Origin of the sequence: Allorhizobium sonneratiae (assembly GCF_023700755.1) — a bacterium.
GTDB classification, from domain to species: domain Bacteria; phylum Pseudomonadota; class Alphaproteobacteria; order Rhizobiales; family Rhizobiaceae; genus Allorhizobium; species Allorhizobium sonneratiae.
Genome location: NZ_JAMKOJ010000002.1, coordinates 88,114 through 111,754 on the forward strand (window position 1 = coordinate 88,114; position 23,641 = coordinate 111,754).

The 23,641-nt window shown below is 57.6% G+C and carries 17 protein-coding genes; 10 read left to right on the forward strand and 7 right to left on the reverse strand.

Annotated elements, in window-relative coordinates:
- Nucleotides 1–44 precede the first annotated feature (44 nt).
- A complete protein-coding gene (gene edd / locus NAC44_RS03355; protein WP_250937769.1) occupies nucleotides 45–1,862 on the forward strand; it encodes a phosphogluconate dehydratase in 1,818 nt (605 codons plus the stop codon).
- A gap of 491 nt (nucleotides 1,863–2,353) precedes the next feature.
- Entirely contained in the window at nucleotides 2,354–4,048 is a 1,695-nt protein-coding gene (locus NAC44_RS03360) for a methyl-accepting chemotaxis protein (RefSeq protein ID WP_250937770.1), read from the forward strand.
- Nucleotides 4,049–4,307: 259 nt separating this feature from the next.
- On the opposite strand, the gene NAC44_RS03365 is transcribed toward NAC44_RS03360, so the two are convergent.
- From NAC44_RS03365 to NAC44_RS03395, 7 genes are all read right to left on the reverse strand, one after another.
- Nucleotides 4,308–5,447 (reverse strand): DUF2778 domain-containing protein, encoded by a 1,140-nt coding sequence (locus NAC44_RS03365; RefSeq protein WP_250937771.1) that lies wholly within the window; start codon nucleotides 5,445–5,447, stop codon nucleotides 4,308–4,310.
- 454 nt (nucleotides 5,448–5,901) lie between these two features.
- A complete protein-coding gene (locus NAC44_RS03370; protein ID WP_420839862.1) occupies nucleotides 5,902–6,309 on the reverse strand; it encodes a hypothetical protein in 408 nt (135 codons plus the stop codon).
- 124 nt (nucleotides 6,310–6,433) lie between these two features.
- Complete coding sequence (locus tag NAC44_RS03375; protein ID WP_250937773.1) at nucleotides 6,434–7,534, reverse strand: ABC transporter ATP-binding protein; 1,101 nt, start codon at nucleotides 7,532–7,534, stop codon at nucleotides 6,434–6,436.
- Nucleotides 7,535–7,607: 73 nt separating this feature from the next.
- Nucleotides 7,608–9,266: a beta-galactosidase BglA gene (gene bglA, locus NAC44_RS03380; protein WP_250937774.1), complete on the reverse strand. Its 1,659-nt coding sequence runs from the start codon at nucleotides 9,264–9,266 to the stop codon at nucleotides 7,608–7,610.
- 48 nt (nucleotides 9,267–9,314) lie between these two features.
- Nucleotides 9,315–10,460: a carbohydrate ABC transporter permease gene (locus NAC44_RS03385; RefSeq protein ID WP_250937775.1), complete on the reverse strand. Its 1,146-nt coding sequence runs from the start codon at nucleotides 10,458–10,460 to the stop codon at nucleotides 9,315–9,317.
- Nucleotide 10,461: 1 nt separating this feature from the next.
- Nucleotides 10,462–11,487: a carbohydrate ABC transporter permease gene (locus NAC44_RS03390; protein WP_250937776.1), complete on the reverse strand. Its 1,026-nt coding sequence runs from the start codon at nucleotides 11,485–11,487 to the stop codon at nucleotides 10,462–10,464.
- A gap of 58 nt (nucleotides 11,488–11,545) precedes the next feature.
- On the reverse strand, nucleotides 11,546–12,907 hold the full coding sequence (locus tag NAC44_RS03395) for an ABC transporter substrate-binding protein (protein WP_250937777.1): 1,362 nt from the start codon (nucleotides 12,905–12,907) through the stop codon (nucleotides 11,546–11,548).
- Nucleotides 12,908–13,287: 380 nt separating this feature from the next.
- Between NAC44_RS03395 and NAC44_RS03400 the strand changes: the two genes are divergently transcribed.
- From NAC44_RS03400 to NAC44_RS03435, 8 genes are all read left to right on the forward strand, one after another.
- Nucleotides 13,288–14,331, forward strand: a complete 1,044-nt coding sequence (locus tag NAC44_RS03400; protein WP_250937778.1) for a LacI family DNA-binding transcriptional regulator — start codon at nucleotides 13,288–13,290, stop codon at nucleotides 14,329–14,331.
- 206 nt (nucleotides 14,332–14,537) lie between these two features.
- Nucleotides 14,538–15,497, forward strand: a complete 960-nt coding sequence (locus NAC44_RS03405; protein WP_250937779.1) for a flagellin N-terminal helical domain-containing protein — start codon at nucleotides 14,538–14,540, stop codon at nucleotides 15,495–15,497.
- 291 nt (nucleotides 15,498–15,788) lie between these two features.
- Nucleotides 15,789–16,754, forward strand: a complete 966-nt coding sequence (locus NAC44_RS03410) for a flagellin N-terminal helical domain-containing protein (protein ID WP_250937780.1) — start codon at nucleotides 15,789–15,791, stop codon at nucleotides 16,752–16,754.
- A 548-nt stretch (nucleotides 16,755–17,302) separates the two neighbouring features.
- Complete coding sequence (locus tag NAC44_RS03415; RefSeq protein ID WP_250937781.1) at nucleotides 17,303–17,959, forward strand: V-type ATP synthase subunit E family protein; 657 nt, start codon at nucleotides 17,303–17,305, stop codon at nucleotides 17,957–17,959.
- On the forward strand, nucleotides 17,956–19,323 hold the full coding sequence (locus NAC44_RS03420; protein WP_250937782.1) for a MotB family protein: 1,368 nt from the start codon (nucleotides 17,956–17,958) through the stop codon (nucleotides 19,321–19,323). The genes NAC44_RS03415 and NAC44_RS03420 overlap by 4 nt, the downstream gene beginning before the upstream one ends.
- 268 nt (nucleotides 19,324–19,591) lie before the next feature.
- A complete protein-coding gene (gene motC, locus NAC44_RS03425) occupies nucleotides 19,592–21,166 on the forward strand; it encodes a chemotaxis protein MotC (protein WP_250937783.1) in 1,575 nt (524 codons plus the stop codon).
- Nucleotides 21,166–22,941, forward strand: coding sequence for a flagellar hook-length control protein FliK (fliK, locus tag NAC44_RS03430; protein WP_250937784.1), 1,776 nt, complete (start codon nucleotides 21,166–21,168; stop codon nucleotides 22,939–22,941). Before motC ends, fliK begins: the two co-directional genes overlap by 1 nt.
- Entirely contained in the window at nucleotides 22,868–23,491 is a 624-nt protein-coding gene (locus NAC44_RS03435; protein WP_250937785.1) for a lytic transglycosylase domain-containing protein, read from the forward strand. The genes fliK and NAC44_RS03435 overlap by 74 nt, the downstream gene beginning before the upstream one ends.
- Nucleotides 23,492–23,641 lie beyond the last annotated feature (150 nt).

The window sequence follows — 23,641 nt, forward strand, 5'->3', positions numbered from 1 at the left end:
AAGCCTGCGATGCCCGATCAGGCTTTTCAGGAAGGATGTACGCCATGAGCGCCGATCGCCGTATTGAAGCCATCACCCAACGCATTGTCGAACGCTCGAAACCGACGCGCGCGCCCTATCTGGAGCGGGTGCGCGCTGCCGCCGCCAAGGGTGTGCACCGTTCGGTTCTGGCCTGTGGCAATCTTGCCCACGGCTTTGCCGTCTGTTCCCCCGGGGACAAGGCCGCTCTTTCCGGCGACACGGTCCCCAATCTCGGCATCATCACCGCCTATAACGACATGCTTTCAGCCCATCAGCCGTTCGAGACCTATCCGACGCTGATCCGCGAGGCGGCGCGTGCCGCAGGCGGCGTGGCGCAGGTGGCGGGCGGGGTTCCGGCCATGTGCGACGGCGTCACCCAGGGCCAGCCGGGCATGGAACTGTCGCTGTTTTCCCGCGATGTCATCGCCATGGCGGCGGGAATCGGGTTGTCGCACAACATGTTCGACGCCGCCGTCTTTCTCGGCGTCTGCGACAAGATCGTGCCCGGTCTGGTGATCGCCGCGCTCACCTTCGGCCATCTGCCGTCGATTTTTATTCCCGCCGGGCCGATGACCTCAGGGCTGCCGAATGACGAGAAAACCCGAATCCGCCAGCTTTACGCCGAGGGCAAGGTAGGCCGGGCCGAACTGCTTGAGGCGGAATCGAAATCCTATCATGGCCCCGGTACCTGCACCTTCTACGGCACGGCCAATTCCAACCAGATGCTGATGGAAATCATGGGCCTGCATATGCCCGGCGCGTCGTTCGTCAATCCGAACACGCCGCTGCGCGATGCGCTGACCAAAGAGGCGGCAAAGCGGGCGCTGGCCATCACCGCGCTTGGCAATGAATTCACGCCCTCGGGCGAGATGATCGACGAACGCTCCATCGTCAACGGTGTCGTCGGCCTGCACGCCACCGGCGGATCGACCAACCACACCATGCATCTGATCGCCATGGCACGGGCGGCCGGTATTCAGCTGAGCTGGCAGGATATTTCCGATCTTTCCGACATCGTGCCGCTGATTGCCCGCGTCTATCCGAACGGGCTTGCCGATGTGAACCATTTCCATGCGGCAGGCGGCATGGGCTTCCTGATCAAGCAGTTGCTGAAGGCCGGTTTCCTGCATGACGATGTGCGCACCGTCTACGGTCAGGGGCTTGCCGCCTATACCATCGAGCCGAAACTGGGCGCGGATGGCAATGTTCTGCGTGAAGACGCGCCGGAAGAAAGCCACGATCCGAAGGTACTGGCGCGGATCGAATCCCCCTTCCAGCCGAATGGCGGGCTGAAAATGCTGACCGGCAATCTCGGCAAGGCGGTGATCAAGATTTCCGCCGTCAAGCCGGAGCGCCATATCGTCGAAGCGCCGGCTATCGTCTTCCACAGCCAGCAGGCGATGCAGGACGCCTTCAAGGAAGGCCGGCTCAACCGGGATTTCATTGCCGTCGTCCGCTTTCAGGGGCCGAAGGCCAATGGCATGCCGGAGCTGCACAAGCTGACACCAGCCCTTGGCGTGCTCCAGGATCGCGGCTTCAAGGTCGCACTTCTGACCGACGGTCGCATGTCCGGCGCCTCCGGCAAGGTGCCCGCCGCCATACATGTAACGCCGGAAGCCGTCGATGGTGGCCCGATCGCCAAAATCCGCGATGGCGACATGATCCGCCTCGACGCAGTGGCGGGAACGCTGGAGGTGCTGGTGGACGCGGCAGATTTTGCCGCCCGCCCGGCTGTGACTGTCGATCTGAGTGACAATGATTACGGTATGGGGCGTGAATTGTTCGCCTCGCTGCGCCAGATGGCCGGGCCTGCGGATATGGGTGCAAGCGTTCTTTTTTAGAATCTCTTCCATTCAAGCTGAATCTGACACGATCCAGGAAAATTATCGCCACATCATCTGGTTTGAACGCACCAGGTGATGTGTCCGAATATATCGTTTAAGTTGCGTTTTCTGGGTAAATCATCCCCAAAAGAGCGCGCTAAGCTTACCCCTGAAAATCTATTGGCTTTAATTTCAGAAAATATACAAAATATATGATTTTTAAAATTATTTAGCGTTTTATATATTATTTTTTCAAAAAACCACCGGAAGATCATCCATCACATCTAAATTTTGCATTTTTTATATACGTATAGAGATTGAGAGCCATTAAGTCGAAGAAATACTTTAACAATTTCGATACTCCTAATACGCTATATCACCAAAATGTAACGTGACGCATAGGCATGACAGCCTGGCAATAGCCATTCCGGACCTTGAGCGTGCAAACGAAAAGGGAGGCAATCGAGGTGGTCCACGTTTCCAAACCCTGGTCACTTTTGAGGTATTAAATGTTGGGTCTATCGTCGAAAAGCCGGAATGCCAAACTGGAAGCGCTGGAAACCGTGACGGCAAATGTGATGATTGCCGATGCCGACCTGAACATTACCTATATGAATTCGGCTGTCAGAGACCTGCTCAAGGAAGCGGAAGGCGATCTGCGCAAGGAATTGCCGCGATTTGACGTCAGCAAGCTGGTGGGCAGCAATATCGATATTTTTCACAAAGATCCCAGCCACCAACGCAATATGCTGGCCAAGCTGCAAAAGCAACACAAGGCAACAATTTGGGTCGGGCAGCGCGTCTTCGATTTGATCGTGACACCATTGAAGGATGGCGGCAAAGTCACCGGCTTTGTTGTCGAGTGGGCCAATGCCCGCGAAAGGCTACAAAATCTCGACTTTCAATACCAGATGGAAGCGATCAGCCGGGTTCAGGCGATTATCGAATTCAAGCCGGACGGCACGATCGTCAATGCCAATGAGAATTTTCTAAAGGCACTCGGTTATACACTGGACGAAATCCGCGGCAAATCCCACAGCATATTTGTCGATCCTGCCTATGCGAAATCGCAGGACTATCAGATGTTCTGGGACAATCTGCGCAGCGGCAAATTTCAGGCAGACGAATTCACCCGCATCGGCAAAAATGGCAAGGTCGTTGTGATCAATGCCTCGTATAATCCCATTCTGGATGCCTCCGGCAAGGTCACGAAAGTGGTCAAATTCGCCACCGACGTGACGGACCGTGTCAACGCCACCCGTGAAATCGGTCAGGCATTGACCCGGGTGGCAGCGGGAGACCTTTCCTTCCGTCTGGATCAGGCCTTTCACAAGGATTTTGAAGCGCTGCGGCGGGATATGAATGAAGCTTTGAAACAGCTTAACGCGACACTCAGTGGCGTTTCGGTTTCCATGCAGCAAATCAGCGCCGGCACTCAGGACATCAGCAGCAGCGCCCAGGATCTGTCGAAGCGGACCGAACAACAGGCCGCAACGCTGGAGGAAACCGCAGCGGCCCTGGACGAGATCACCAGCAATGTCGCCAATGCCTCGAAACGGGCCGAAGAAGCCCGTACCGCAGCGGAACTGGCCAATAACAACGCCGTTCACTCCGGCAAGGTTGTTGCCAATGCTGTCGAGGCCATGTCACGCATCGAACAGTCGTCCAGCCAGATTTCCAACATTATCGGCGTGATCGACGAGATTGCCTTCCAGACCAATCTTCTGGCCTTGAATGCCGGTGTTGAAGCCGCGCGCGCCGGCGAAGCCGGCAAAGGCTTTGCGGTCGTTGCCCAGGAAGTGCGGGAACTGGCCCAACGTTCAGCCAAGGCGGCCAAGGAAATCAAGGATCTGATCCGCAACTCATCCACGGAAGTGGAAAACGGTGTACGGCTTGTCAGTGAAACCGGTGAAGCGCTGAAGACGATCGAAAGCAATATCATCACCGTCAATGAGCAGATTCAGGCCATCGCCAGCGCGGCGCGGGAACAGTCCATCGGCCTGTCCGAGGTCAATACCGCCATCAACCAGATGGATCAGGTGACCCAACAAAATGCCGCCATGGTGGAAGAATCGAATGCCTCCATCGCCACACTGGTCAATGAGGTCGACAAGCTGCATGAGCTGATCGGACGCTTCCAGCTCTCCGGCCAGGCATCCGCCAGCACAGGACAAGGTCGCCACTACCAGATGAAAGCCGCCTGATCGAAAAATGCCAGAGAATGAGGAAGAGCGCCTTGCGGCTGGATAAGCGCAGGGCGCGCTCCTGCATTTGAGCAGTGTCCCGAAAAAGTGTGAAACGGCTTTCCGTCCGGAAATACTTAAATACAAAGAGTTAAAGCACGTTGCGGCTTATCAGCCTCATGCAACGTGCTTTAAGTCTTTGATGTATCCCATGAACCTTATCGTTTCATGGAGGACAATGAAACGCGACATGCCTTCATGTGCCTGTGAGCGTTATGCTTCACAGCTTGGCCATATAGGTCGGGAGCTGGTTAATGCTGGGCACGACGATCAGGGTCTTCACCTCGCCGCGCTTATAAGCAGCAAGGAAGCGCGGATAATTCTTGAAGACCACGCAACCGTTGGAATCACCACGCACCCGCAGCATGAAGGTATGGGTCAGGAATCCATCGCGGCCATACATTCTATTGTCGCCGACGGGCGTCATGCGCAAGGCTTCGATGCCGTGAAAAAGGCTTTCGCGCAAGGTCAGGCGATAGATATTCGGTGGCGTTGCACCCAGGTTCTTGACATGGACGGAGCGCGGATTGTCACGATAGGCGCCAACACCGGAATGCGCTTCCAGCTTTTCGCCATCCGGCAGGTAAACGGTCGCTTTGGAAATATCATAAACGGCAATGCCGCTACCACGACCGGGCAGGCTCGCCCGACGACCAAAGAGGCTCGGGCTCTCGTCTCCATCTGAGGGTTCTTCAGGCCGGGCATAGGCCAGCAGCGTCCGTCGGGACGGCCGCTCCGGCACAGGTTTGGCGGGAGCTGTCTCTGGCGCGCGTTGCTGCCGCGCGCTCATCACCTCACGGAACGGGTCACTTTCCGGTCGACCAATCGGCGCGGGCGCGACATCCGGCAGCATGGCAACCTGCTGCTGTGCCATCTGCTCTGCGGCAATCTTGGCAGCAGCCAACGCTTCCTGCTCGGCCTTTGCGGCCTTTTCCGCGGCCTGCGCCACGGCCTGCCCCGTATCCTCGCTCCATCGATCAGAAAGGGCACGCTCGGCAATGGCGGCAGACAGCGCCTGTTTGATAATCGCGTGACCGCTTGCATCAAGAGAGCGGGCCTTCGGTGGAACCAGCACGGCAGGTAGCGGTCGATCTGTCCGCATCCCGGCATCCTGCGGCCGGACCACACCGATACGGCGCGGCAAAAGCGATGGCGGCGCAATGGCGACCGCAGCCTGTGGCGGCTTTGGCAGAACAAGCGTGGCATGCAACTGTTCAGCAAAAGAGTGTGTAAAGGCTTCCGCAGTCGGACCCGGCGACAATTTTAGCCCGTGCAAGGCCCCAAAGGCCGTGGCCAGCCAGAGGCCGGCAGCAAGACCGCCACCAGCAAGAGCCGCACCTGACAGAAGGGCAGATCCCAAACCGGATTTTCTCCGGTTGAAGACTGCTGCTTGCGGAAAATATCCGGTCGCCAACGCCATACTCGAAACTCTTGAACCCTTATCGGCCCCGATAGGCCGGCGGCTTCAAACCGCAACAAAACACAACACATCCTCAGAGGAAAGACCTTGCGATCAATCAACCGACATTGGATGAATCATGAAGAAACTTGGTAACCAAAAGGTTTACACATTCCACGATTTTCTAATTTGTTTGACGGACGACATTGATTCCAATGCCATATCCGCACAGATGGAAGACCAGTGAAGATGCCCACGAAACGGTGAACACTGATGGGTTATGCGGGTTTTTACGGCAAAATTCTGGACAGAAAAAAGGGAGGCCGCAACCTCCCTTGTCATCGAATCACTTTATCTTGACACCGACAGTCTGCCGCACCCGCTTTCGCAAAGCCGACAGGCGCTCGGTTGGCACCTACCAGTTGCGCACGTCCAGAACCTTGTCCTTGTGTGCTGGATGCGTGCTGAAGACGAAAATCCGGTCCAGCTCCTTTTGAGTCAACAGACGTAGGAAGCGGATTTCAGCCGTGTTGTTGGCAAAGCTTTTCATCAGCACACTACCGACCTTGCTGATGCGTGCATCAGGAATATCGAGATAGAACTGCCTGGGCAGATTGAACTGGGTTAGCAGCGCAACCACGGCGCCACTTTGGGAAATACGAATCACATCGCAGCGGCGGGACGCCATATGCGTCATGCCTTTTTCCGTATATTCCAGACGTCCGGCATTCATCGTATCCTCCATGCGGAACCGGATCTCCCGGTCATACATGAAGGATTCTTCTTTCTTCAGATAATTCGAACTGCCGTTCATCATGGTCATGGCCACTACCCTGATTCATTCCATTCTTTTGAATGAGGTTAGGCCAGCCATATTAACAGAGCGTAGTTATCCCCATGACTTTTGACTGGATTTGGACAGTGTTTTCACCATGGTTAATTTAGCTTCAACGGGAAATTCTGTTGCGATAACTGCGTCCGTTGGCGTCGAAAAGATGCCGCTTGTTCATAGGCGCGGTAAAGCAAAGACGGGCGCCCTTTTCCACATTGGAAACCCCCGGCAGCTTGACCACGACGGGCTGCCCCTCAACGGGCCCTTCGACATAAAGAAGCGTGACCTCACCTAGCGCCTCGACCAGTTCCACCCGCCCCTCGAACAGCACATCGCCTTCGGCAGCAATGGTGATGTCTTCGGGCCGCAGACCGAGATGGGCGGCTTTTCCGGCATCTTCATAGGGCGTTTCGACCGGCAGCGTCACCAGCGCTGACGATGGCAGCGCCAGACGGCTCCTCGCACCGCCTTCGACAAGGGTGACGGGAAAGATATTCATCGCCGGTGAGCCAATGAACTGGGCAACAAAGAGATTGGCCGGATTGTCATAAAGCTCAAGCGGCGCACCGACCTGCTCGATCCGCCCGGCAGAGAGCACCACGATCCGGTCCGCCAGCGTCATCGCTTCCACCTGATCATGAGTCACGTAAATCATCGTTGTGTCGGCCATCTGCTCTTTCAGCCGGGCAATTTCAATGCGGGTGGCGACTCGCAGCGCCGCATCGAGATTGGAGAGCGGTTCATCGAAGAGAAAGACCTTGGGATTGCGGCAGATGGCCCGGCCGATCGCCACACGCTGGCGCTGGCCGCCCGATAGCGCCTTGGGCAGGCGGTCGAGATAGGGTTCCAGTTGCAGAATGCGGGCCGCCTCCCTGACCCGTCTGTCAATCTCCGCCCGGCTTTGACCGGCAATGCGCATGCCGAAGGCCATATTGTCATAAACAGACATATGCGGGTAAAGCGCATAGGACTGGAACACCATGGCAATGCCGCGCTTCGACGGCGGAACGTCATTGACCGTCTGGCCGTCAATCTCCATCTCGCCGCCGGTGATCTCTTCCAGACCGGCGATCATACGCAATAGCGTGGATTTGCCGCAGCCCGAAGGCCCGACAAAAACGATGAATTCGCCCTTTTCGATGGCGAGGTCTACGCCATGCAGCACTTTCACCGCACCATAGGATTTGGCGATATCCTTGAGAACAAGACTGGCCATGACACTTCCCCCTTAAGAGCAATTCCAGCGAAAGTGGGAACCGGTTTTCGTCCGGAATTGCGGAAAACAAAAGTTAGAGATCGTTTGAGGCGAAATAAGCGCCCCATGCCGGCAGGTTCACCCGGTCTCCTGCCGTCTCGGCGACGAAACCATGCCCGTCGAGCGCCTGCCAGACACCTTGCGGCAAGACAAGATCCTGCGATTGCGCTGACAGGTTGAAGGCACACAACACCGCCTGATTGCCCAGACGCCTTTCATAGACCAGAAGCGCCTCGCTCACCGTGTGAAACACGATCTCGCCCTTGATCAGCGCTTCATGCTGTTTGCGGAAGGTGAGAAAGCGACGATACTGTTCCAGCACGCTCCCGTCATGGCCCTGCTGCTCGCTGACCGATCTCAGATGATGCTCGACCGGGATTGGCAGCCATGGCTTTTCCGCTGAACTGAAGCCGGATTGATGGCTATGACTGTCCCAGACCATCGGCGTGCGGCACCCGTCGCGCCCCTTGAATTCCGGCCAGAATTCCTTGCCATAGGGGTCCTGCAAATCCTCATAGGAAAGCACGGCCTCGGTAAGCCCCAGTTCTTCGCCCTGATAGAGGCAGACGGAACCACGCTGGGTCAGCAGAATAGCCGCCGTCAGTTTGGCAAAGGCATCGCGATCGACCACTTCCGCACCCCAGCGCGACACATGGCGCACCACATCATGGTTGGAAAAGGCCCAGCAGGCCCAGCCCTCCGGAGCGGCTCGTTCAAAAGCCTGCTGGGTATTGGCAACCAGCGACGGCGTCAGCGGATCAGGTGAGAGGAATTCAAAGGCATAGCACATCTGCATCTTGTCGCCGCCGGAGGTATATTGCCCGACAATCTCCAGACCGAACTGGCTGTCGCCCACCTCGCCGACGGCGGCAATCGCCGGAAACTCTTCCAGCACGGCGCGGAAGCGCTTGAGGAATTCCAGATTTTCCGGCTGGTTCTTGTCGTAAATATGCTCCTGAAAATTATAGGGATTGACCGCCGGTGCGGTGGCGGCATTGCGCCGCTCCGGCGCCAGCGGCGGATTGTCGCGCAGATGCCGGTCATGAAAATAGAAATTGATCGTGTCGAGACGGAAGCCGTCGACGCCGCGCTTCAGCCAGAAACGCACCACATCGAGCACAGCCTCCTGAACCTGCGGATTGTGCAGATTGAGGTCCGGTTGCGAGGTGAGAAAGTTGTGCAGGTAATATTGCATCCGCGTCGGGTCCCAGGCCCAGGCGGAGCCGCCGAAAATCGACAGCCAGTTGTTGGGCGGCGTGCCGTCCGGCTTCGGATCGGACCAGACATACCAGTCGGAGCGGGCATTGATGCGGCTGGAACGGCTTTCGACAAACCAGGGATGCTGATCGGAGGTGTGGGAAATGACCAGATCGATCATCACCTTGATGCCCAGACGATGCGCCTCGGCCATCAGCATGTCAAAATCGCCAAGCGAACCGAACATCGGATCGACATCGATGTAATTGGCGACGTCATAGCCGAAATCCTTCATCGGCGAGGTGAAGAAGGGCGAAATCCAGATCGCATCCGCGCCCAGCGCCGCCACATGCGGCAGGCGGGCGGTGATGCCTCTGAGATCGCCGATGCCATCGCCATTGGAATCCTGATAGGAGCGCGGATAGATCTGATAGATCACCGCGCCGCGCCACCAGTCCTTGTCCGGGGTTGTCGCCGTAACGGTTGCAGCATTCATGAAAAACGTCCTGATCGGTTAAGAAAACACAAAGGGTGAAACGCGCCGTCAGCCGCCCTTGACAGAGCCGGCCAGAAGGCCGCGCACCAGATAGCGTTGCAGGGTGAAGAAGACGAGAAGCGGCACGATGATGGTGACGAAGGCAGATGCGGTCAGAATATCCCAGTTGCCGCCGCGCGAGCCGAGCAGATTGACCAGTCGGCCGGTCAGCACCAGCTCGTCATTGCCGGTGCCGAGAAAGACCATGGCGATCAGAAGATCGTTCCAGGTCCAGAGAAACTGGAAGATGGCAAAGGAGGCCAGCGCCGGATAGGAAAGCGGCAGAACGATGCGGGTGAAAATGGTGAAATCGCTCGCTCCGTCAACCCTGGCCGATTCCATGATCTCACGCGGCAGGCCGGCGATGTAATTGCGCAAGAGATAGATGGCAAGCGGCAGGCCGAAGCCCATATGCGCCAGCCAGATGCCGATATAGGTCTTGGAGGGCACGCCAAGGGCGCCGCCGATGTCGTTATAAAGGCGCAGCAGCGGAATGAGCGACATCTGCAGCGGCACGACCAGCAGGCCGACGATGACCGCAAGCAGCAGCGCCCTGCCGCGAAATTTCATCCAGGCCAGCGCATAGGCGGCAAAGGCCGCCGCCAGAATGGGGATGATGGTCGAGGGAATGGCCACCGTCAGCGAATTGATGAAAGAGCGGCCAATGCCTTCTGCCGTCAGCACCCGACGGTAATTGTCGAGCGTGAAGCGTGGGGGCGTTGTGGCGGTGTAGAAAATCCGCTGGCTGCGCGATCCTTCAAAGCTCTTGTCCGAGGTCAGGCGGAAATCGCCATCTTTGGCCACGCTCAGCTTTGCCCCATCCGGCAAGGTGACCGTTTCGCCGGGCTTATAGGCTTCCGGCTTCAGGCTGGAGGTGCCGAAAGCGCTGAGTGTGCCGGAGCCTCCTTCCAGCACATTGCCGGAAATGACGTAAAGCGGCCCCTCCTGTTTTTGCGCTTCGGAGCCCGGCGTGCGGAACATGGCATTGCGGCTGGAACTGGTCAGCGCCGTCCACCAGCCGGAGGTGGCGATCTGATCCTTGTCGCGCAACGACGTAATCAAAAGACCGGCTGTCGGGATCGTCCACACGATCACCAGCAGCAGTGTCGAGAGGTGAACGGCGATGGTGAGCGGGGAAAGGGCACGGCTGCGCATGTCACTGTTCTTTCATGTCACGGCGGGCATTGCGAATGTTCCAGACCATGATCGGCACGACCATGACCATGATCACCACGGCAATCACCGCGCCCCGGCCATAATCGCCACCGCCGCGGAACATCCAGTTGAACATCAGATTGGCCAGAACCTGCGTCTGCCATTGGCCATTGGTCATGGCGAGCACGATGTCGAACACTTTCAGCACAAGAATGGTGATGGTGGTCCAGACCACGGCAATGGTGCCCCAGATCTGCGGAACCTTGATCTTCAGGAAAATCTGCCAGGGATTGGCCCCGTCGATCACCGCCGCTTCCACGGTTTCTTCCGGGATGCCGCGCAGCGCCGCCGAAAGCAGCACCATGGCAAAGCCGGTTTCGATCCAGACCAGAATGACCATCAGGAAAAAATTGTTCCAGAAGGGCAGCGCGATCCACACTTCCGGCTTGCCGCCCAGCGCCACGACAAGGGCATTGAGCAGGCCGATCTGCTGCGATCCGGCATCGCGGTAATCATAGATGAATTTCCAGATGACCGAGGCACCGACAAAGGAAATCGCCATGGGCATGAAGATCAGCGATTTGGCGATATTGCCCCACCAGATGCGGTCAGTAAGGGCTGCTGCAATCAACCCCATCAATGTCGAGGCCGTCGGCACGACGATCAGCCAGAGGATGTTGTTGAAGATCGATTCGCGAAATTCCGCATCGGTCAGCATCCAGCGGTAATTGGCAAGGCCGACGAAATCGACACCGTTGCGGCCATGAAAGGAATAAATGACCGACGAGATCAGCGGGTAGACGAGATAGACCCCGAGCGACAGAAGCGAGGGACCGAGGAAAAGCCAGGGACGTATCATCGCCGCCCGGCGCATATTCTGTGCGGCGCGCTGTATATCGCCGCCATTGGCCGGGAAAATCCGGTCCAGCAGCCAGTTCGATCCCCAGAAATAGACGAGCGCTCCGGCCAGCCCGATGCCGATCACCACCAGCGCGTCAATGAGTTGCGCGACCACTCCAGCCTCCATTGATCTTTTTGCACCGGACGCAGCAGCGCCCGGCGCATGGCATTGCGTGATCGGCGGATTATTTCTTCAGACCGTCCCAGACCGCCTGAATGGTTTTGGCCACATCGTCTGCCGATTTGCCGCCTTCATAATCGACCATGCCGGTCCAGAAGGCTCCAGTGCCGATCTTGCCTGGCATCATGTCGGAGCCGTCGAAGCGGAAGGTGGTGGCGTCCATGATGATCTTGCCCATTTTCTTCATCTGCGGATTGGCATAGGCGGCCTGATTGACCAGCTTGCTGGCCGTGAGAAAATTCTTCTGCGCCATCCACACTTCGGCGGAAATCGGGTTTTTCAGAAAATCGATGAAAGCGCGGGCAGCGGGCGAATCCTTGGTGACCATGGCCAGCGTACCGCCGCCTTCCACCGGATTGCCCAGTTCAGGCTTGCTGGCGTAATTGGGCGTGGGGAAGAAATCCACATCGCGGCCAATCTCGGTTCCCTGCGGGAAATAGGAGGTGATGAAGGAGGCCTGATGGTGCATGTAGCATTTCGGCGGCGAGGTGAAGAGCCCCTTGGGGCTATCGCGGTAATCGGTAGAGGAAACACCTGCCGTACCGCCATCGACGAATTTCGGATTGCGGGCAAACCAGCCGTAATCCTGAATAACCTTGACCACCCGCGGATCATCGAACTTTATCTTGTTCGTCACCCAGTCATCATAGACCTTGGCCGGATAGTTGCGCAGCATCAGATCTTCCACCCAGTCGGTGGCGGGCCAGCCGGTGGCGCCACCGGAACCGAGGCCAATGCACCAGGGCGTGCGCCCATCGGCCGCAATCTTTTCCGTCAGCGCCTTCAACTCTTCCATGGTTTTCGGCACGCTATAGCCAGCATCGGCGAAATTGTCCGGCACATACCAGATCAGCGATTTGAGATCGACTTTGTAGGGCATGGCAAAGACATGCGCCTTGCCGTCCTTGCCCTTGTAAGTGGCAAGATCGACCCAGGATTCTCCCGCCGCATAATTCTTTTTCAACCAGTCGGCATTGTCGTCGCCCAGAGGCGTCAACTCCCCTTTCGAGGCCAGATCGGCGATCAGGCCCGGCTGGGCAAGAATGGCGATATTGGGAGGACTGCCCGCCTGGGTATCGATGACGATCTGCTGTTCGTAGTTTTCCGAGGACGAATACTTCACATCCGCGCCGGTCGCCTGACGGAAATAATCCAGCACGGTTTCAAACTGGTCCTTCTCCTCCCCGCGCCAGGGCCCGAAAATGGTCAGCGTCTGCCCTTTGAGCGGATGCGCCTTGGAAAAAGCCTCATAATCCTGCCAGTGAAAGCGACTGTCCTCGCCCGGCTTGAACGTCAGCTCGGCGGCATGAACGGCGGGCGCAACCAGCCCGAAAACCGCAACGCCCAACAGCAGATAATGTCTCATGACGAAAGCCTCCCTACTTTCCATGATTATGTTTTCCGTGTCCGCAAAGCCAAACGCGCTTCCCGGCCATGATGTTCATCCTGTCACGCAGACTGGCGACAAGGACAGACAGAATACCATCCCGCCACTCTTCCAAAGCGCTTTGGCTTCCTTCATTCAAGCCATGGGCAACTGCGAAGTCAAGCCCTTCACACGGAATCCGCGTGGAGATTTTTTCGTTTCCATCGTAACGCTGCGATTGCTATTTTACGATTTTACCGGAGCGGCAAACACCCGGAAGGGCAGCACATCGAACCGACGGCGCAAGATTTTTCCCGGCGTCGGACACAGGCAAAAGGGTGGGCGAAGCGATCCGGTCCACGGGAGGGGATTGAGACAAGGTGAACCTGAAACAGCTTGCAAACTTGCTCGGTCTGTCACAAACGACGGTCAGCCGGGCATTGAACGGCTATCCGGAAGTCAGCGAGGACACCCGCGAACGGGTGCGCAAGGCGGCCATCGAGACCGGTTACAGACCGAATCGCGCCGCCCAACGGCTTGCCACCGGCAAGGCCGGATCACTTGGGCTTGTCATGCCGATTGCGCCGACGAGCACCAATGATATTCATTTTGCTGAATTCCAGCGCGGTCTGGCCGAAATCTGTCTGACGCACGACTTTCATTTCGTCATCATTCCGGTTCATCCGCAAGACGAGGAACAGGCGATTCGCGGGCTGGTCAACAGCGGTGCGGTGGATGCCTATTATCTCGCCTATATGCGCGCCCGTGACCGCCGCATCGCCATGGCCAAATCGCTGCCGGTTCCCTTTCTCGTGCATGGCCGTTCCATGGGGCTTGCCGAAGACTATCCGTATCTTGATGTCGACAACGAGACCGCCTTCTACCAGGCAAGCGAATTGCTGGTGGGTCTCGGTCACCGGCGATTCGCGCTGATCAATGGCGAGGCCGGTCTGGATTTCGTCGCAAGGCGTGAAGCGGGTGTGAGGCGGGCGCTTAAGGCGGCAGGCATTGCCCTTGCACCCTCCTCGATCAGCAACAGCGTGATGAGCGATGAATGGGGGTATCGGATCATGGCCGACCTGCTTGCCCGTCCCGAACGGCCGACGGCCGTGCTCGCCGCCAGCACGGTTCTGGCCATCGGCGCGGTTCGAGCCATTGCCGAAGCCGGTTTGAAACTGGGAGACGATATCTCCCTGATTGCCCATGACGACGACCTGCCGCTGCTGAAACCCGAGCATTTCAGTGTGCCACTGACGACAACGCGATCGTCGCTTCGCGATGCCGGAAAACGTGTGGCCGAACGGCTGATCACAGCGCTCAATCAGCCCTCCGACGAGGCTTCCCCCTTGCAGGAATTATGGCAGGCGCAGCTGATCGTCAGAGCCTCTACCGGCCCGGCACCCTCCACAGTCGGGCGGGCTTAACCTGTCTTACCGATCTCTTGATTTTTATGGTTAATGTTTTTTCTGCATCGTTTAGCATTCATTAACTATGTTGGTGTTTTCTAAGCCCATCGAAGCGTTGGGCCGGGCAGAGAGACAAAGACCACGGCGAGCATGAGGCTGACCAATGTTGCCGGCAACAATCCGGCCTGTCCCTTTCCATTCAAGCCATCTCAAGGGGCACATCCATGACGAGTTTGATGACAAATGGTGCTGCAATCTCCGCGCTCTCTACCCTGCGCACGATTTCCGACAGCATGGACAAGACACAGAGCGAAATTTCGTCGGGTTACAAGGTCAAAACCGCAGCCGATAACGCCGCTTATTGGTCTATCGCCACGACGATGCGCTCCGACAACAAGGCATTGTCTGCCGTTCAGGACGCCATCGGCCTTGGCCAGGCCAAGACCGACACCGCCTATACCGGTATGGAATCGGCCATCGACGTCGTTTCTGACATCAAGGCCAAGCTGGTTGCCGCCCGCGAACCGGGCGTTGACAAGACCAAGATCAACAAGGAACTGACCGAACTGAAGAACCAGCTCGGCTCGATCGCCAAGTCGGCCTCCTTCAACGGTGAAAACTGGCTCTATGACGCCAGCGTCGGCTCCGGCTCCACCCAGCAGATGATCGGCTCCTTCGTTCGTGGTTCCGACGGCAATGTCTCGATCAAGACGATCAGCTTCGATACATCGAAGTCACTCCTGATCAACGACGCAGCTGCTTCCGGCGGTATTTTGACGACGGGCACGCAGGCCACCTGGGTCACCGGCACCACCACCACCACCGGCACCTATTACCTGATCAGCTCTTCCGCCGGCGCAGGCTCTGGTACCGAAGTGCAGCTGACCTCGGCCACGACCGATGCCGAAATCGACGGCATGGTTTCGGCTGTTGACAAGATGCTGTCGCAGATGACGGATGCTGCCTCGACCATCGGTGCGACGACCTCGCGTCTGAAGCTGCAGGACAACTTCATCAAGGATCTGAGCGACACGATCACCACCGGTGTCGGCCGCCTGGTAGACGCCGACATGAACGAGGCATCGACCAAGCTCAAGGCGCTCCAGACCCAGCAGCAGCTTGGCATTCAGTCGCTGTCGATCGCCAATTCCTCTTCCGAAAACATCCTGTCGCTGTTCAAGTAAGACACTCGACAAGGACAGGGGTTCTCTGCCAATCACACCAAAAAAAGCCGCGGCCCGCCGCGGCTTTTTTGTTTTTATCGGTCATGGCGCTTGCAAAAGTTAGCAATTCGTTTAGAAAACTTAAAATCTGTTAACTATGTTAGTGATTTGAAATCAAGGCATGGTTTGGCGATTCCAAGAGCGCTGGGCTGGATGGCAGGATGATGAGACCTCCAGCTTGCATGATGCAAACCAGCGTTGCCGGTAATTCCTTAGAATCCGGTATGTCCCGTAACCAGAATGGGGCAATCCATGACCAGTATTATGACCAATACCGCCGCCATGGCGGCGCTTCAGACCCTTAGAACCATTGACAGCAACATGCAGACCACCCAGGCTCGTATATCGTCGGGCTATAAGGTGGCAACCGCCGCTGACAATGCCGCCTACTGGTCGATCGCGACCACCATGCGCTCCGACAACAAGGCGCTGTCCTCGGTTCAGGATGCACTCGGTCTGGCCGCCTCAAAAGCCGACACCGCCTATACGGGTCTCGAATCCTCTGTCGATGTGATCAGCGACATCAAGGCTAAGCTGGTGGCGGCCCGCGAACCTGGCGTCGACAAGAACAAGATCAACAAGGAAATTTCCGAGCTGAAGAACCAGCTCGAATCGATTGCAGAATCGGCGTCTTTCTCCGGCGAGAACTGGCTTTACAACGAATCGACCGGTGCGCCGGGCACCAAACAGATGGTGGCCTCGTTCAACCGTTCGAGCGACGGCAGCGTTTCTGTGACAACCTTGAAGTTCGATACGGCCGAATCGACCCTGATCGACACCAAGGATGCGGCAAACGGCATTCTGACCCGCGCAACGGTCGCAACCTGGTCGACAGGCACGACAACCAGCACCGGCAGTTATTATCTGCTCAATGCCTCCTCCTCCACCGGCGTTGCCAGCGGTTCGGAAATCGCCATTTCCAGCACCACCTCCAATTCGGATCTCGACGGCATGATCTCTGCGGTGGACAAGATCCTGCAAACCCTGACGGATTCGGCCTCGACCCTCGGTGCGATCAACAGCCGTATCGACATGCAGAACACCTTTATCAAAAACTTGAGCGATACGATCACGACCGGTGTCGGACGTCTGGTGGACGCGGACATGAACGAGGAATCCACCAAGATCAAGGCTCTGCAGACCCAGCAGCAGCTGGGCATCCAGTCGCTTTCGATCGCCAACAGCAACGCCGAAAATATCCTGACCCTCTTCAAGTAAGAAAAGGGCAAGGTTTCCCGGTTTGGCCGGACAGGGATGGGTTGGTTTCAGGAGAAACGCCCCATCCCTGTCCGGCCTGTTATCGTTACAGCATCGTATGTTTGATTACGCATACGATGCTTTATCTTACTGTGTCATCTTACTGTGTCGTCTTTCCAGAAACCTGCCCCGACCGCCGGGATTGCGCAGGAAAAGCGGCCCACGACTCTCCCGCGCTCACCTCGAAATCCTCGCACAAGTTTGGCCCCCTAGCTTTGCGGTTCATGGAAGCGGTTTGTGTTTGGACGTTCAATCGTCAGGCGCTGCGCTTCCGGCAGGCGGTTTCAGACAAGGTCGCTGAAAAGCATCATGCGTTTACCATGTGTCGGCAAGGGTCTGTAACATACATGTGCGGCTGGATAGCAGCTCGGATCGGTGCCGATTTGAGGCGCTCTGCCGCAAGACAGGATTTCGAAGTGCTGGCGTGATGCCATGTGCTTCTTTCGACCGCCTTCGATGAAACGAACGGCTTACCCGGGGGCGACCCCATCATGGCAGGAGAAATGACCATGGGCTTGCCATTGGCTCACTATCTTAAGGATTTTTCAGCGCCCCAGTCGTCGAATTTCCTGTCGGATCCACTCGATTTTGCCGGAGACCCCTTCGCGGTTGCGACGGATGCTGGTGCCGTACCGCAACTGCCGCAACCTGAGCCTGTGGATATCGAAAAAGAGCGAGCCGAAGCCTATGCTGAAGGCCAGGCGGAGGCAACGCACGCACTTGAGGAAGCCCACGCCAGAGCTCTAGCCGAGCTTGAGGAGCGCCATGCCCAGGAGTTGCAGGCGCTGAAGGCCAGACATGAAGCACAGCTTTCGGACGTTATCAGTCATGGCCTGAAAAAAATCTCCGCCGCCATTGCCGGCATGGTGGGTGAGCAGACAGCGGCCATTCTTGCGCCGTTCCTCTCCGAGGCGCTGACCAAGAAGGCGATCAAGACCCTGACCGAGCAGCTGAATGCCGCCATTCTCAAGGGAGATGTCGGCCTCATCACCATCCGTGGGCCGGAAAGCCTGTTCAACGCAGTCAAAACCCATATGCCGGACCATGAAAGCCTTCTGCGCCATCAACAGAGTGACGATGTCGATGTGGTTGTAACCGTTGACGACCAGGCTCTGGTCACCCGGATTTCGGCCTGGACGGCCAGCCTGAGGAAAATTCTGGCATGAGTGACGCCGAAAATCACCATCACGGCAAAAATGAAATCGTCGTCATCAAACGGCATGGCGGCGGCGATCATGACGGTCATCACGGCGGCGCATGGAAGATTGCCTATGCGGACTTCATGACCGCAATGATGGCCTTTTTCCTGCTGATGTGGCTGGTCAATGCCGCAAACCAGGCAACAAAGGCCTCCGTCGCCAGCTATTTCAACCCGATCAAACTGGCCGATGAACGTCCAACCCAGAAGGGCGTGAAAAAACCCGCCGATCAGGCACAGGGTGAAGAGCAGAAGGAACGTTCAAAGATAAAAGCCGATGATACCACCGTCGGAAAGGCGGCGGCGACCGGCTCGGACATGACCTCGACTTCAGGCGACAAGCCGCTTTATTCCGAAGGTGATCTTTTCCAGAATCCTTATGCCGTTCTGGCCGAAATTGCCCAGGAAGTCGGTCAGCAGGCCAATATCAGCGCCAAAGGCGATGGCGGTGCCAGCAATTCCGGACCGGCCACCGGTGCCTCCGGTGGCCAGGCCTATCGCGACCCCTTCTCGCCCGACTTCTGGAGCGAGCAGATGCAGACCCAGAAGGGCACACCCGGCCAGCCCCAGACGGCCAGCCAGACCGTGACCGGGCAGAACCAGACGCCGCAGGCCGATGGCAAGACCGACCCCTTCGCCAAGCAAGCGAACACGCCTGACGCCAATGCGGCCCCCAATCCGAGCCAGCAACAGCAGCAGCAATCTGCACAGATGGCGGACGCCAAGCCTGCGGAGGCTCAACCCAAAGATCAGTCCTCGACTGGCGCGCAATCGGTGGCCATGGTCATTCCCAAGCCACGGCCGGACAGCAAAGCCGCTGACACAGCGCAAAATCCCGATGCCGCGGCAGCAACCCCAACACCACAGGCCATTGCCGCAGCCGGTGATCTCAAGAAAGAAATCGCCAAGGAAATCAGTGGCGTGGCTGGCAAGCTCGCAGATGGGCTGATTGTCACCCCGGCTGAAGGCGGCACATTGATCACGCTCACCGACCAGAGCAAAGCTCCGATGTTCAATGTCGGTTCTGCCGTGCCGGAAAAAGCGATGGTTCTGGCCATGGCAAAGATCGGCAAGATCCTGTCCGAGCGCAAAGGCCAGATCGTCATTCGCGGCTATACGGATGCGCGCCAGTTCAAGGGTACCACCAATGACAACTGGGGCCTGTCGATGGATCGCGCCCGCGCGGCCTATTACATGCTGCTGCGCGGCGGTCTTGATGCATCCCGCATCTCTCAGATGACGGGTTTTGCCGACAGACGACCTCTCATCCCCAATGATCCGATGGCCGACGCCAATCGCCGCATCGAAATTCTCATTCAGGGAGCACAGTAACACGGTGACGAACGTGAAGGACAAGAGGTTGCGGCAAAGGGATGAGGCTGCCCATCAGGGCAGGCCGCGCCATCTTGTTGCCATGACCGCATCTTCGCGCGCCTGGTATCGTATGGATCGTTTGCTCCGGCAGACTGGTCTCGATGCGTGTTTATCCATCGGATGTTTGTGCAAACCGGCACCCGGTTTACGGCCTGATACTGCGGCTGTTGGCTCTTTACGGCATGATTGTGCCGATCATCTGTTCCAGTCGACCCATAGTCTTTCGATGACCGATCTGTTAGCCCATCGTCCGATCCGGCCATTTCTGCGCACACTGGCGCTGGCATTGATGATCCTGCCTCTTGGGGGTCTACCAGCCTTTGCGGCTCAGCCAGCGCCACCACCGGCCCCCGCGGCAGCACCGCCAGAGCCCGGCGCAGCCAAAGCGCCCGCTCCTGCACCATCGGGCGATCAGCTCGCCCCTTATCTCATGATCCGCTCGCTGGAATATGTGCAGGATAGCATGGTTAGGGGCGATCATGCGGCTGCAGGCATGCAACCATTTCTTCTGATGAAGATCGACAAGCGTCTGCGCTCGGCCAAACCTTCGGAATTTGCTGATCCCCGCAACACAGATGCGGCATTTATCTACGCCATGAGCGGCGGCAATCCGGCCACGCTGGAATATCTTCTCTCCCGCGATGTCGATGGCCATTTCGACATCCGCATCGGTGATGCCCTGCGCAAATATTTCAACGGCCGAGGGGTACTGGGCGTGGAAACCATCGCCGACCTGGTGCCGCTCTACAAGGACAGCCGGATTGGGCCCTATTTTTCGCTGGTTGCAGGCAATGTCATGGCGGCAAAAGACGCCAAACGGGCGCTGAGCTTTTACGATCTCGCCCGCCTCGATTCACCGGGCACCATCATTGAGGAATCGGCGCTCAGACGATCGTTGAAACTGTCCATCGAGGCCAAGGATATTCCCAAGGCCATGTCCTATGCCAATCGCTATGCAAGGCGGTTCCTCTATTCGCCCTATGCGGTTCAGTTTGCCGATCTCTTCGTCAATCTGGTTGTCGACCATATCGATGAGCTGAAGATGGACGATGTCGAGGCCACGCTAGCCGTGATGGACAAGGATCATCGGCGCGACCTTTATCTGCGCATCGCCCGCAAGGCGACCATTGATGGGCGTCAGCAGCTTGCCCGGCTTGCTGCGGAAAAAGCCGCAGCGCTTGGTGATGCATCAAGCGATCTGAAAGCCATACTGTATGGCGGGGCAGCCAGCCTGACCACACAGGATGCAACACAGGCCGCAAAGACAATCGACAGTCTGGCCAGCACTCCCCTCTCGCCATCCGACCGCGCTCTGCTCGAAGCCGCGCGTGCCGTGGCGCGCGAGATTACCACGCTGCCAACCGCAGCTACACCGCCGGAAGCCGTCGCACCCCCCATGGTCCAACCCACGGCCCCGGTCACAGCAAGCCCGGCGCCACCTCAAAGCATACAGGCAACCGAACAACAGAATCCGATCGGTCCGGTTGCGGGTCAAGGTCAAAGTCAAGGTCCGGGACAGGCTCCACCACAGCCGGCCGTGCCAGCATCATCCGGGCCACCGCCCACAGCGGTCATGCCCCCTGCGCAACCTGCCGCTCAGGCGCCACCGCCAATCGCACCAGGACAGTTACCTTTGGCCGCGCCTCCTGCTCAGGCGGTCGCACAGCCCCCTTCCGCCTCGTCTACCGGACTGCCGGCAGCGGACGCAAAGACCTATGAAGCCATGCAGAGTTTCGTCACAAGCGGCCAGCAGAAGCTTCAGGAAATTGACAAACTTTTAAAAATGCCGGGAGGACAATAATGGTGGATGCACCAACAACGACAGCCGCTTCCGCAGCCAGCAACGTCACGTATAATAACGGCAATCGCAACAACACGCATGTCCAGGCAGGCAGTTCGGATTTCCTGACGGCGCTGACCAAGGTCGCCTCGTCACAGACCGATGACAAGGGAAATGCGCAGCAGAATACAAACGACGGCCGGCAGGCGGGCCAGAAACCGTCACAGACGTCAGGGCAAAACACCACCGGAACCGCTGGCAAGTCTCAGGACAGTCAGGGGCGCCAGGATGGATCGTCTGCAACAGGCAACGGCCAAACCGATCATATAGCAGCCCTTGACGCAGCTGAGGCCTCACAGGAAGCCGATGACAAGCTGAGCGATCTGCTTGACAAGAGCACGGCGGCTGCGAAAACCGCCGGAACTGCGGCTAAGACAGACCTGACCAAAGCCGCTGTCGAGACCAATGTGGCCACTGGTGATCCGGCCACACAGGCTACAGACGCCAATCAGGGTCAGAAGGACTCGCAGCCCGTTGCTGATCCGGCAAAGGCGACGTCTGTCAAGACGGGCGCCACGATTGCAGACCCGCAGACAGCCATTGCCGATGCTCTGGCACAAGCGACAACCGGCACAACAGCAGGACAGGGCAAGACCGGTCAGACGGCGGATCCCAAAACAGCCAAGAGCGACTCGGACACGAGCGATGCCGCGGACAGCGCAACGACCTCCCCCGACACCACGACGCCAGCACCAGGCACACAGGACATGCTCACCCTGCTTGGACTGACAAGCGCCCAGCAGGCCGCCGCGGCCCAGGCGAATGCCTCGGCCAATGCGCAACTCTCCGGCGGCAAGGCGGCATCCACACTCGCGGCAAATACTGCCGGAACCGCCGCGATCGCAGGTGCAGCAGCCACCACGACCAAAGGTATTGCTGTGGCCGCTACCGCTCAAGATCAATCCGCGGGGCAAAATACTGCCATGGCTGCGACAAGCACCACAGCCTTTACATCCGCCGTCTCCGACAAGACCACACCATCGAAGCCGGATGGCAATACGGCCGCGGAAGCGCTTCATCTCGTCTCAGGCAGCAAGAGCGGAACGGACAGCCTGCAGGAGAAGCTGGAGGCAGCAACCCAGGACAGCAGCGGCAATGACGATAAGACCAGCGACCTGATGCAGAATGTCACCGTGGTGGATTCTCGCCGCATCATTGCGCCTGTCAGCAACAATAACGGCGTCAATATCGCCGCCGCCATGACCGGCAACAGCGAATGGGTCAGCGCCATGCGCAGCCACGCCGCCTCGGCCAGCGATGACAGTCAGAGCAGCCTTGCCGACCGGACGATGAACTCCCTGCAGATCAAGATGACGCCGGACAATCTCGGAACGGTAACGGCCAATCTCAAACTGACCAATGGTGAGCTGAGCGTCAATCTCGTCGTCGACAACAGCGCCGCTTACCGCAAATTACATGACGACCAGAACAGCCTTGTCAGCTCGCTCAAAGCGCAAGGCTTTGCCGTCGATCATGTCAGCATCACCATGACCAGTAGCGATCAGTCAGGCAGCAATGCCAACCAGAACAATGGACAGAACCAGTCTTCCGCCCAGCAACAGGCCATGCAGCAAAACGGTGGCGGATCGAGCCAGGGCGGCAATCGACCCCAGACAAGGCCATCCTATGATTTCAACGGACAGACGAGCGGAGTGACAGTCGATGACAGTGCGGTGGCAACTGCGGCATCTCAGGATAAGAGCGGTTCTGCTTCTGGCAGCCAGCTTTATCTGTAAGCCAGCACTTGCCGAAGCACCATCGCAGCCTTCCGGTCTGTGCGAGCGCGAAATCAGTCGGGCAGCGGCAAAATATGGCATTCCTGAGGGCATACTCTATTCTGTTGGCCTGACGGAAACCGGACGCAAAGGGTCATTACAGCCTTACGCAATGAATGTGGAAGGCAAGGCGCTGTTTCCCCAGTCGCTCGATCAGGCGCTGAGAACTTTCGTGCTGGCCAAGGAAAATGGCGCACGCCTGATCGACATCGGCTGCATGCAGATCAACCAATACTACCATGGCGAGAATTTTTCCTCGATTGTCGATATGTTCGATCCGCAGAAAAATGTCGACTATGCGGCCCGTTTTCTCGCCACCCTTCACAATCAACATGACACATGGACCATGGCGGTAGCCCGATATCACGCCGGACCCAACAACAATCCGGCGCAAAAAGAATATGTCTGTCGTGTGATTGCCAATCTCGTCGCCACTGGTTACGGCAACTGGACCGCGAATGCCTGGCAATTCTGTCAGGGCGAGGTCGGTATCCGGCAGGCGCAAAGATAGTCAAATCCTATGTTTCTGTAGGCTTTCTGTCAGCAATTTCAATCAGAGATGATTTGATTGCCTCAAACCTGCCCAATTTGTGACAAGCCAAAACCGCTTTTTTTACCGGATGTGTCGTCTCGGCACCTTAATATTTTGTTAACCTGAAAA

Excerpts from the sequence above, each read along its gene's own strand:
- edd (WP_250937769.1), top strand. The coding sequence starts at position 45 with ATGAGCGCCGATCGCCGTATTGAAGCCATCACCCAACGCATTGTCGAA.
- NAC44_RS03360 (WP_250937770.1), top strand. The coding sequence starts at position 2,354 with ATGTTGGGTCTATCGTCGAAAAGCCGGAATGCCAAACTGGAAGCGCTG.
- NAC44_RS03370 (WP_420839862.1), bottom strand. The coding sequence starts at position 6,309 with ATGACCATGATGAACGGCAGTTCGAATTATCTGAAGAAAGAAGAATCC.
- NAC44_RS03375 (WP_250937773.1), bottom strand. The coding sequence starts at position 7,534 with ATGGCCAGTCTTGTTCTCAAGGATATCGCCAAATCCTATGGTGCGGTG.
- bglA (WP_250937774.1), bottom strand. The coding sequence starts at position 9,266 with ATGAATGCTGCAACCGTTACGGCGACAACCCCGGACAAGGACTGGTGG.
- NAC44_RS03385 (WP_250937775.1), bottom strand. The coding sequence starts at position 10,460 with ATGCGCAGCCGTGCCCTTTCCCCGCTCACCATCGCCGTTCACCTCTCG.
- NAC44_RS03390 (WP_250937776.1), bottom strand. The coding sequence starts at position 11,487 with ATGGAGGCTGGAGTGGTCGCGCAACTCATTGACGCGCTGGTGGTGATC.
- NAC44_RS03395 (WP_250937777.1), bottom strand. The coding sequence starts at position 12,907 with ATGAGACATTATCTGCTGTTGGGCGTTGCGGTTTTCGGGCTGGTTGCG.
- NAC44_RS03405 (WP_250937779.1), top strand. The coding sequence starts at position 14,538 with ATGACGAGTTTGATGACAAATGGTGCTGCAATCTCCGCGCTCTCTACC.
- NAC44_RS03410 (WP_250937780.1), top strand. The coding sequence starts at position 15,789 with ATGACCAGTATTATGACCAATACCGCCGCCATGGCGGCGCTTCAGACC.
- NAC44_RS03415 (WP_250937781.1), top strand. The coding sequence starts at position 17,303 with ATGGGCTTGCCATTGGCTCACTATCTTAAGGATTTTTCAGCGCCCCAG.
- NAC44_RS03420 (WP_250937782.1), top strand. The coding sequence starts at position 17,956 with ATGAGTGACGCCGAAAATCACCATCACGGCAAAAATGAAATCGTCGTC.
- motC (WP_250937783.1), top strand. The coding sequence starts at position 19,592 with ATGACCGATCTGTTAGCCCATCGTCCGATCCGGCCATTTCTGCGCACA.
- fliK (WP_250937784.1), top strand. The coding sequence starts at position 21,166 with ATGGTGGATGCACCAACAACGACAGCCGCTTCCGCAGCCAGCAACGTC.
- NAC44_RS03435 (WP_250937785.1), top strand. The coding sequence starts at position 22,868 with ATGACAGTGCGGTGGCAACTGCGGCATCTCAGGATAAGAGCGGTTCTG.